This window comes from Pantoea eucrina (assembly GCF_002095385.1).
Taxonomy (GTDB): domain Bacteria; phylum Pseudomonadota; class Gammaproteobacteria; order Enterobacterales; family Enterobacteriaceae; genus Pantoea; species Pantoea eucrina.
Genome location: NZ_MIPP01000069.1, coordinates 1 through 9,318 on the forward strand (window position 1 = coordinate 1; position 9,318 = coordinate 9,318).

Annotated in this window: 9 protein-coding genes and 1 other annotated feature; of the genes, 4 read left to right on the plus strand and 5 right to left on the minus strand. The window is 58.3% G+C overall.

Annotation, left to right across the window (positions count from 1 at the left end):
- The 3 genes from hisD to hisL all read right to left on the minus strand — a co-directional run.
- On the minus strand, nt 1-889 hold an 889-nt coding region (gene hisD / locus HA43_RS17945; RefSeq protein ID WP_094112283.1), incomplete at its 3' end, for a histidinol dehydrogenase.
- A gap of 3 nt (nt 890-892) precedes the next feature.
- Nucleotides 893-1,792 (minus strand): ATP phosphoribosyltransferase, encoded by a 900-nt coding sequence (hisG, locus tag HA43_RS17950; RefSeq protein ID WP_039385304.1) that lies wholly within the window; start codon nt 1,790-1,792, stop codon nt 893-895.
- 54 nt (nt 1,793-1,846) lie between these two features.
- Nucleotides 1,847-1,968: a sequence feature (His leader region), on the minus strand.
- Complete coding sequence (hisL, locus tag HA43_RS18775) at nt 1,944-1,991, minus strand: his operon leader peptide (protein ID WP_100396937.1); 48 nt, start codon at nt 1,989-1,991, stop codon at nt 1,944-1,946. Its footprint overlaps the feature before it by 25 nt.
- A 181-nt stretch (nt 1,992-2,172) precedes the next feature.
- Here hisL and HA43_RS17955 point away from each other — a divergent pair, with 181 nt between their 5' ends.
- Nucleotides 2,173-3,000, plus strand: coding sequence for an SDR family oxidoreductase (locus tag HA43_RS17955; protein WP_039385302.1), 828 nt, complete (start codon nt 2,173-2,175; stop codon nt 2,998-3,000).
- Nucleotides 3,001-3,033: 33 nt separating this feature from the next.
- On the opposite strand, the gene HA43_RS17960 is transcribed toward HA43_RS17955, so the two are convergent.
- Both HA43_RS17960 and puuD read right to left on the minus strand, forming a co-directional pair.
- Nucleotides 3,034-4,311 (minus strand): NAD(P)/FAD-dependent oxidoreductase, encoded by a 1,278-nt coding sequence (locus tag HA43_RS17960; RefSeq protein ID WP_094112284.1) that lies wholly within the window; start codon nt 4,309-4,311, stop codon nt 3,034-3,036.
- A gap of 10 nt (nt 4,312-4,321) precedes the next feature.
- Complete coding sequence (puuD, locus tag HA43_RS17965; RefSeq protein WP_071668093.1) at nt 4,322-5,083, minus strand: gamma-glutamyl-gamma-aminobutyrate hydrolase; 762 nt, start codon at nt 5,081-5,083, stop codon at nt 4,322-4,324.
- 209 nt (nt 5,084-5,292) lie between these two features.
- Here puuD and HA43_RS17970 point away from each other — a divergent pair, with 209 nt between their 5' ends.
- From HA43_RS17970 to HA43_RS19085, 3 genes are all read left to right on the plus strand, one after another.
- A complete protein-coding gene (locus HA43_RS17970; RefSeq protein WP_039385294.1) occupies nt 5,293-6,708 on the plus strand; it encodes a glutamine synthetase family protein in 1,416 nt (471 codons plus the stop codon).
- A 370-nt stretch (nt 6,709-7,078) separates the two neighbouring features.
- Nucleotides 7,079-8,437 (plus strand): APC family permease, encoded by a 1,359-nt coding sequence (locus HA43_RS17975; RefSeq protein WP_039385292.1) that lies wholly within the window; start codon nt 7,079-7,081, stop codon nt 8,435-8,437.
- 476 nt (nt 8,438-8,913) lie between these two features.
- The coding region (locus tag HA43_RS19085; protein WP_211279588.1) for a hypothetical protein at nt 8,914-9,318 on the plus strand (405 nt) is incomplete at its 3' end.

The window sequence follows — 9,318 nt, forward strand, 5'->3', positions numbered from 1 at the left end:
CGGCGCGCGGCAGTGCGGCCAGCTGCGCCTCAACGGCCTGTGCGACCTCTTCGGCCAGCCTCTGCGACGGCGTCAGCAGGATCACCTGAGAGTCAGGACCGTGTTCCGCCTGCGACAGCAGGTCAGAAGCGACAAACGCGGGCGTCGCCCCTTCATCAGCGATCACCAGCACTTCAGAGGGGCCGGCAGGCATATCGATAGCCGCGCCGTCGAGCCGCTGGCTGACCTGACGCTTCGCCTCCGTCACCCAGGCGTTGCCCGGGCCAAAGATTTTGTCCACTTTCGGCACCGATTCGGTACCAAAAGCCAGTGCAGCAATCGCCTGCGCGCCGCCGACCTGAAACACCTCCTGCACGCCACACAGCTGTGCGGCATAGAGAATTTCATCGGCAACCGGTGGCGGCGAGCAGAGCACCACGCGGCCGCAGCCGGCGATGCGCGCCGGCGTTGCCAGCATCAGCACGGTGGAAAAGAGAGGCGCAGAGCCGCCCGGAATATAGAGGCCTACCGACTGCACCGGCCGCGTAATCTGCTGACAGCGCACGCCGGGCTGCGTTTCGACATCCACCGCGGCCAGAATCTGGGCGTTGTGGAAGGTCTCAATATTGCGCACGGCAACCGCCATCGCCTGTTTAAGCTCGTCGCTCAGGCGTGCGCTGGCGGCCTGCATCTCTGCCGCAGAGACGCGCAGCTGGCTGACCTGCGCCTTATCAAACTGCGCGCTGAAGTCGCGCAGTGCCGCGTCGCCGCGCGATTTCACTTCCGCCAGCACGTTCTGCACGGTGGCGCTGACGGTGGCAGAAGCGGCAATGGCCGGACGCTGCAGCAGCGCCTGCTGCTGTGCGGCGTCGCACTGCTGCCAGCTGATTGGGGTCATCAGGGTGCTCATCGGTTACTCCAGCATTTTTTCAATCGGCAGCACCAGGATCGAGCTGGCGCCCAGCGCTTTCAGTTTTTCCATGGTTTCCCAGAACAGCGTCTCGCTGCTGACCATGTGCATCGCCACGCGGCTCACTTCGCCCGCCAGCGGCAGCACGGTAGGGCGCTCGGCGCCAGGCAGCAGGGCGATAACCTCTTCCAGCCGCTCGCTCGGCGCGTGCAGCATGATATATTTTGATTCGCGCGCTTTGATCACGCCCTGGATGCGCGTCATCATGGTGTCGACCAGCGCCTGCTTGGCAGCCGGCAGCTCGCCGTCGCGCTGGATCAGTACCGCTTTGGAGCGGTAGATCACCTCGACCTCACGCAGGCCGTTGGCCTCCAGCGTGGCGCCGGTAGAGACCAGATCGCAGATCGCATCAGCCAGGCCTGCGCGCGGCGCGACTTCTACTGAACCATTCAGCAGGCAGGATTTAAACGGGATACCCTGTTTGTCGAGATACTGTTTCAGCAGATGTGGATAGGAGGTGGCGATACGGGCGTTGTTCAGGCACTGCGGACCGGTATAGTCGGCATCTACCGGCATCGCCAGCGACAGGCGGCAGCCGCCGAAATCCAGACGACGCAGCGTAAAGTAGCGCGGATCCTCACCCTGCGAGCGGCGGGTCAGCAGCTCCTCTTCCAGCACGTTCTCACCGACAATGCCGAGATCGACCACGCCATCCATCACCAGACCGGGAATATCGTCATCGCGCACGCGCAAGATATCGATAGGCATGTTCTCCGCAAACGCAATCAGACGCTGCTGCTGAAGGTTGATTTTGATGCCGCAGCGCGCCAGCAGTTCGCGTGATTCATCACTTAAACGGCCAGATTTCTGCATAGCTATGCGTAAACGGGTGTTATCTAACATGGTTCCTGTCCTCTTATTTGATCCTGTCTGAACGTGTTACGTTTGCGTTCGCCCATAAAAAAACCCCCGGAAGATGATCTTCCGGGGGCTCTCTTTGCGCTCGCACCACTGGAAGATCCTGAACGTCTCCCAGCACACATCGCCTGAAAGACTAGTCAGGGTGATGGTGGTGATGATGGTTGAACTGAACGCGTGTCATAATAAATTCCGTTGCTGAATGAGTATTCATTTGCGTGCTGATTAACCTAGCGAAGATGGCGCGGCTTGGCAACCCTTTTTTAACGTCAGTTTACGGAACCTTCCGCAACACTTTGCGCTGGTTTGCCGGGCGGCGCCGCTCTAAGATGAGATAACGATGGCGCGCAACAGCAGGAGCAGAGATGAAACGAGTCGCGATTACGGGTCTGGGCTGGCTGGGGATGCCGCTGGCAATGGCGCTGACGGCGCGGGGCTGGGAAGTGACCGGCACAAAAACCACGCCGGATGGCGTTGAAGCCGCGCGGCGCTGCGGCATTGAGGCGTATCAGCTGAAACTGACGCCGGAAATTGAGTGTGATGCTGACGAACTTGAGGCGCTGATGCAGGTGGATGCGCTGGTGGTTACGCTGCCGGCCAGCCGCACCGTGCAGGGGGCTGACGCCTATATGCAGGCGGTACAAAACGTGGTGGACACGGCGCTGGCAAGCCGGGTGCCGCGCATTATTTTCACCAGCTCCACCTCGGTCTACGGCGCAGGTGAGGGGATCATGAAAGAGCAGAGCGCGCTCCAGCCGGAGACAGTCGCCGGCAAAACACTGGTCGAGCTGGAGCACTGGCTGCACGGCCTGCCGGGCACCAGCGTGGATATTCTGCGGCTCGCCGGTCTGGTGGGGCCGGATCGCCATCCTGGTCGCTTTCTGGCCGGGAAAACCGGGCTGGAACAGGGCAGTCACGGCGTGAACCTGGTGCATCTGGATGATGTGGTAGAGGCGATTATGCTGCTGCTGCAGCGGCCAAAAGGCGGGCACACCTACAACCTCTGCGCGCCGCATCATCCGTCGCGGGATACGTTTTACCCTGACGTGACAAAGAAGCTGGGCCTGGTGCCGCCCACGTTCAGTGCGCAGTCCGGCCGCCCGACCGGCAAACTGATTGATGGCACAAAAATCTGCGATGAGCTCGGCTTTGAGTATCGCTACCCCGATCCGGCACGCATGCCGCTGGCATAAACCCGGCGGGAGATCTGCGTCTCCCGCTGCGGCTCAGACGCCCAGCCGATCGCGCAGCGCATACCATACGGCGCCCATTGCCGTCAGAGGAACTTTAAACCGGCGTCCGCCAGGGAATGGCAGATGCGGCAGCCGGGCAAAGGCATCAAACCGCTCCGCCTGACCGCGCAGCACCTCGGCAATCAGCCTGCCGGCGAGATGCGTGCAGGTTACGCCATGGCCGCTGTCGCCCTGCATAAAATAGGCGTTCCGCTCCAGCTGACCAAACTGCGGCATCCGCGACAGCGTCAGCAGAAAATTACCGCTCCAGCGGTGGCTGATTTTGATATTGCGCAGCTGCGGAAATGTGCGCTGCAGCTTGGGCAGGATCAGAGCGTCAATGTCAGCGGGTTCGCGCGCGCCATACACCACGCCTCCGCCATACAGCAGACGGTTATCCGTGGTAAGACGAAAGTAATCGAGCAGATAGTTACAATCTTCCACGCAGTAGTTGTTAGGCAGCAGCCCGAGCGCCTGGTCGCGGCTCAGCGGTTCGGTGGTCACAATCTGCGAGCCGCACGGCATGCTTTTGCGGCTCAGGCGCGGCTCCAGTTGCGCCGGCAGATAGGCGTTGCCGGCAAAGATCACAAAGGTGGCATGCACCTCCCCGTGCGCGGTGGTAATGCGGTGCGGTGCGCCGTAGTGCACGGCGAGGGCGGCGGAGTGTTCATAAATACGCCCGCCGTGGCGGCGGATCGCCTCCGCTTCTCCCAGCGCCAGGTTCAGCGGATGCAGATGCGCACCGCGCTTATCCAGCAGACCGCCGACATAGCGATCGGTAGCGATTTCCCGCCGGATGCCGCGCTCATCCAGCAGCTCCAGGCTCTGATTGCCGTAGCGCGCCCAGCTCGCCTGCTGACGATGCAGGTGGCCCATCTGCCGCGGGTTGAGGGCAGCGAAAATACCGCCCGGCCGGTAGTCGCAGCTGATGGCGTAGCGATCGATACGGTCGCGGATAATATCGGCACCCTCAAACATCATGCTGCCGAGCATCGCGGCGGTTTCTTTACCGTAGCGCTGCTCGATCACATCCACGTCGCGGCTATAGGAATTAACCACCTGACCGCCGTTACGTCCGCTGGCACCAAAGCCGATGGTGGCCGCCTCCAGCACGACCACGTCGTAGCCCGCTTCGGTCAGAAACAGCGCCGAGGAGAGACCGGTAAAGCCGCCGCCGATAATACAGACGTCGCACTGAATACTCTCCTGCAGCGCAGGCCAGGGGGCGTGCGGATTAGCGCTGGCTGCGTAATAGCTCTCCACATGGTGCATCACATTCTCCTCAGGGTCGTGCCCGGTGATAATCGCTGGCGGCCTGAATAAAAGCAGCAAACAGCTGGCGTGAAACCGGGTTCTGCTCAGACTGCCACTCCGGATGCCACTGTACCGCCAGCGCAAAAGGGTGATGACGCAGGCTCACCGCCTCAATCACGCCATCTGCGGCGCGTGCTTCTATGCGCAGCTGCGGACCCGGCGTGCGTACGCCCTGCGCATGCAGTGAGTTAACGGCGAAGGGGGCCTGGCAGTCAGGCAGCTGACTCAGCAGCCCGCCCGGTTCCGGCGTGACCAGATGCGCCGCAGCGTACTGTTGCGACAGCGGCCGGGCGGGGTCTTCACGGTGATCCTGAAACCCGTCAACCTGATGCAGCTGACGATAGAGCGCGCCGCCATTGGCGACCACCAGCTCCTGCAGGCCACGACAGATACCCAGCAGCGGCATCTGCCGGCTGGTGGCCCAGGTAATGGCCGCAAAGGCCAGGCGATCGCGCCCCGGATCGCTGTGCGCTTCACTGCCCGCTTCGCCATAGTGCCAGGGTTCAATATTGCTGGGGCTGCCGGGCAGCAGCAGGCCGTCCAGCAGCGCCATGCTTTGCGCCAGCAGCTTTGGTGCCTGCAGCAGCTGATGCGGCAGCGGCAGCGGTACGCCACCGGCCGCGACCACCGCATCCGGATATTTATTGTGCAGCGTCTGAGCGGGGTGGGGACCGGCCATGTTCTGGCACATCACTATTCCGATCAGCGGTTTTACAGCATCTGTCATCATCGGGTTACCACGCTGAGAGTGCTGACGCTCTGCCGGCAAATTCAGGCAGGCGTTTAAGCGAGCCTGTTATTCTCAATCTAATCTGCCCGCGCCGAACTGCAAACCAGATTGTTACATTTGCACACTATTTGTGTTGGCGCTATGTTAGAGCTGTAGTTCGGAATTAAAGCATCGCGCAAACCTCATTAACGGTAACTGGCGGGTGGTATATGACGAATATCGTGGAAGTAGAAGATTTCACGCGGCACAGTGAAGAGAAGCGAACAAGCGCGTTCCAGCTGGAGGTGAAAACCTGGCTGGAACGCCATCCCGAAACGCAGTATGTCGATATCCTGTTAAATGATTTAAATGGTGTTTTTCGCGGTAAGCGCATTCCGGTTGCCGCGCTGCCAAAGCTGGAAAAAGGGTGTTACTTTCCCGCCTCTGTTTTTGCCATGGATATTCTCGGCAACACCGTTGAGGAAGCCGGTCTCGGACAGGCACTTGGCGAACCCGACAACCTCTGTATTCCTGTTCCTGGCACGCTTATCCCTTCTGCTTCCGATCCGCAACGCATTGCCCAGCTGCTGCTGACGATGTGCAACCAAGATGGCACTCCCTTTGACGTTGAACCCCGAAACGTGCTGAACCGGCTGTGGCAGCAGCTGCGCAATCGCGGGCTGTTTCCGGTGGTAGCGGTAGAGCTGGAGTTCTATCTGGTTGATAAGCAGCGCGATGCCGGCGGCTTTATTCAGCCACCGTGTTCGCCGGGCAGCGCAGAGCGCAACATGCACTGTCAGGTTTACTCCGTGGACAATCTCGACCATTTTGCTGACGTGCTGCGCGATATCGACGCGCTGGCGCAGCGGCAGGGGATCCCGGCCGATGGCGCTCTGGCGGAAGCCTCACCGGGCCAGTTTGAGATCAATCTCCATCACACGCAGGACATCCTTAAAGCGTGCGACGACGCGGTGCTGCTGAAGCGGCTGGTGCGACAGGTAGCGGAAAATCACGGTATGACCGCCACGTTCATGGCGAAACCCTATGAAGAGTATGCCGGCAGCGGCATGCACGTACATATCAGCATGCTCGACGCGGCGGATCATAACGCGTTCTCTCTGGATGATGGCAGCAACTCGCCGCTGCTGAAGCGCGCGCTGGCGGGCATGATTGACCTGATGCCGGCGTCAATGGCGCTGCTGGCGCCCAACGTCAATGCTTACCGGCGCTTCTCGCCAGAGTCGTTTGTGCCGCTGCAGGCGTCGTGGGGACATAACAATCGCACCGTGGCGCTGCGCATTCCGTGCGGCGACAAAGAGAACCATCGCGTGGAGTATCGCGTGGCGGGTGCGGATGCAAATCCCTATCTGGTCGTGTCAACAATTCTTGCCGGTATTTTGCACGGTCTGGATAATCAGCTACCTTTACCTCATGCGGTGACCGGAAACGGACATGCGGCGGAAGGGCTGGCACTGCCGATTCGCCAGAGCGACGCACTCTATGAGTTTGAGAGCAGCTACCCGCTGCAGAAGCTGCTGGGAGAGCGTTTCAGCCGCGTGTGGCATAGCTGCAAGCAGTGTGAGCTGCGCGAGTTTGAGCGATTGATCACCGCTACAGAGATTGACTGGATGCTAAAGAACGCCTGACGCACAGAAGAATTGCGTTAACGTCTTGTGTCGATGGTATAAGTTGGGGCAAAATATGCCCCCTGCAAAAGACAGAACATAGCCGACGCATTGAGCGTCGGTTATTTTTTTGCATAATGTTTTTAATACATACATAACCGAGGCCGGACACGTATCCGGATAGATAGACACCGAAACACGCTTCTGCGTGAGATTTGAGGAACAAAGATGGGACTGTTTACAATTGCACCAGCACTGGCTGGTTCTCGCTTTCGTGATGATTACGGCGCGGCGACAATCGCAAACACTAATATCACTTCTCACTGCAGCACGTTGCGCAGTATCCCTGTGGTACAACTGACATCAGTTGCTGCTGTAGGGGGTCTGAACAATGGCGCTTAATACCTCTGCCGCACCTCAGCGTGCACATCTGAAAAAAACTCTGACCCTGCTTCCGGTCGTCATGATGGGCCTGGCGTATATGCAGCCAATGACCCTGTTTGATACCTTCGGCATTGTGTCAGGTTTAACCGACGGCCACGTCGCCACCGCCTATGCTTTCGCCCTGATTGCGATTCTGTTTACGGCTGTGAGTTACGGTAAGCTGGTACGCCGCTTCCCATCTGCGGGCTCCGCTTATACCTACGCTCAGAAAGCCATCAGTCCGCACGTCGGCTTTATGGTGGGCTGGTCATCGCTGCTGGACTATCTGTTCATGCCGATGATCAACATCCTGCTGGCAAAAAGCTACTTTGAGTCGCTGGTGCCGGGTATTCCGTCGTGGATTTTCGTTGTGCTGCTGGTGGCCTTTATGACCATCTCCAACCTGCGTGGTATCAAAACCGTGGCTAACTTCAACAGCGTCATTGTGGTGCTGCAGGTTGTGGTCATGGCCGTGATTACCGGTATGGTGGTTTACGGTGTGGCGCACGGTATTGGCTCCGGTACGCTGGTAAGCACGAAACCGTTCTGGTCTGAGCATGCTCAGGTGGTGCCGATGATCACCGGTGCGACGATTCTCTGCTTCTCGTTCCTCGGCTTTGACGGCATCAGCTCGCTGTCGGAAGAGACCAAAGATGCTGAACGCACGATCCCGCGCGCGATTTTCCTGACGGCGCTGATTGGTGGCGTGATCTTTATCGCGGTCTCCTACTTCCTGCAGCTCTACTTCCCGGATATCTCGCGTTTCCAGAATCCGGACTCGTCACAGCCTGAAATCATGCTGTTTGTGGCCGGTAAAGCGCTGCAGATCGGGATCCTGATTTTCTCTGTGGTGACCGTGCTGGCGTCAGGTATGGCGGCACACGCAGGCGTTTCACGTCTGATGTACGTGATGGGCCGCGATGGCGTCTTCCCGCAGCGTATCTTTGGCTTCGTGCATCCAAAATATCGCACGCCGTCACTGAACGTACTGCTGGTGGGCGCGGTGGCACTGCTGGCTATCAACTTTGATCTGGTGACCGCTACGGCGCTGATCAACTTTGGTGCGCTGGTCGCGTTTACCTTTGTTAACCTCTCTGTGATCGCGCAGTTCTGGATCCGTGAGAAGCGTAACAAGACGCTGAAAGACCATCTCAACTATCTGGTGCTGCCTGTGATGGGCGCGCTGACGGTGGGTGCACTCTGGATCAATCTCGAAGAGACTTCCATGGTGCTGGGTCTGGTATGGGGCGCAATTGGTATCATCTACCTGGCGTTCGTCACCCGTACTTTCCGTAATCCGGTCCCGCAGTTCAGCGAAGAAGTGTGATGTTCGTGACCGGGTGCGCAGCGATGCGCACCCGGTCTGCTCTCTGCAGTACCTGCCTCCTGATATCCGTTACCTGCGTCTGCCGTTTCCTCTCTGTGCTTCCAACTCTTTGTTCATCATTACTCGTCCCTCAGCAGCAGCATAATGGCGCCACTATCCCGGCGGGCCGGGCGATGGTGAAACCTAACGCTCACTGCTACATCATCGATAACACGCCACACAGCTTTATTAAGCCACTGAGCCGCGTAATGAAGTCTGCTAACACCTTTTCGCGAATAAATCACAGTTTTTTATTTTATTCACAACTTAATGAAATAAAAAATATCAATAAGAATATCTGCCCGCGTGCTTCTGCTAATTCATAAACTGACTTATGTAAAGTTGCTTTATTTTTTGACTAAATTGATTGTGCTTTATTTAGCAGGAGTGAATAATTATCAATATCACTCTCTGTGTCCTTTTAAAAGGAATATTGAATGGCGCTTCTCAGGCTCGTTACAGCGACCAGCTGTCAATTCATCCTCGGGGCTGCTCTCTGCAGCGTGCCTGTCTCCCGGGCTCAGGTTTCTAACTCAGGCGATTCATCTCTCACCTGTCAGCCATCGGGAGGCTGTTCAGGCAATATTGGTATTTCAGCCACGGGAACGGCAACCCTCTCTGATGGATCGTTTTCCAGCCTTTCAGACATTATCAGAGTAGGCCGGTTTGGCACGTTTTTGCTGACTGGCGCGACTACTCGTCTTAGTTCTTTTGGCATGAGTCTTGGCGACAGCAGTGCGCCGGGAGCAGGCTCAGTGCTGGTGAACAATGGCGGATATCTCAGCCTGCAGCGAAGCGACATCTATGGCACTGTGACGGTCAGAGGTAGCGGTTCAGATTTT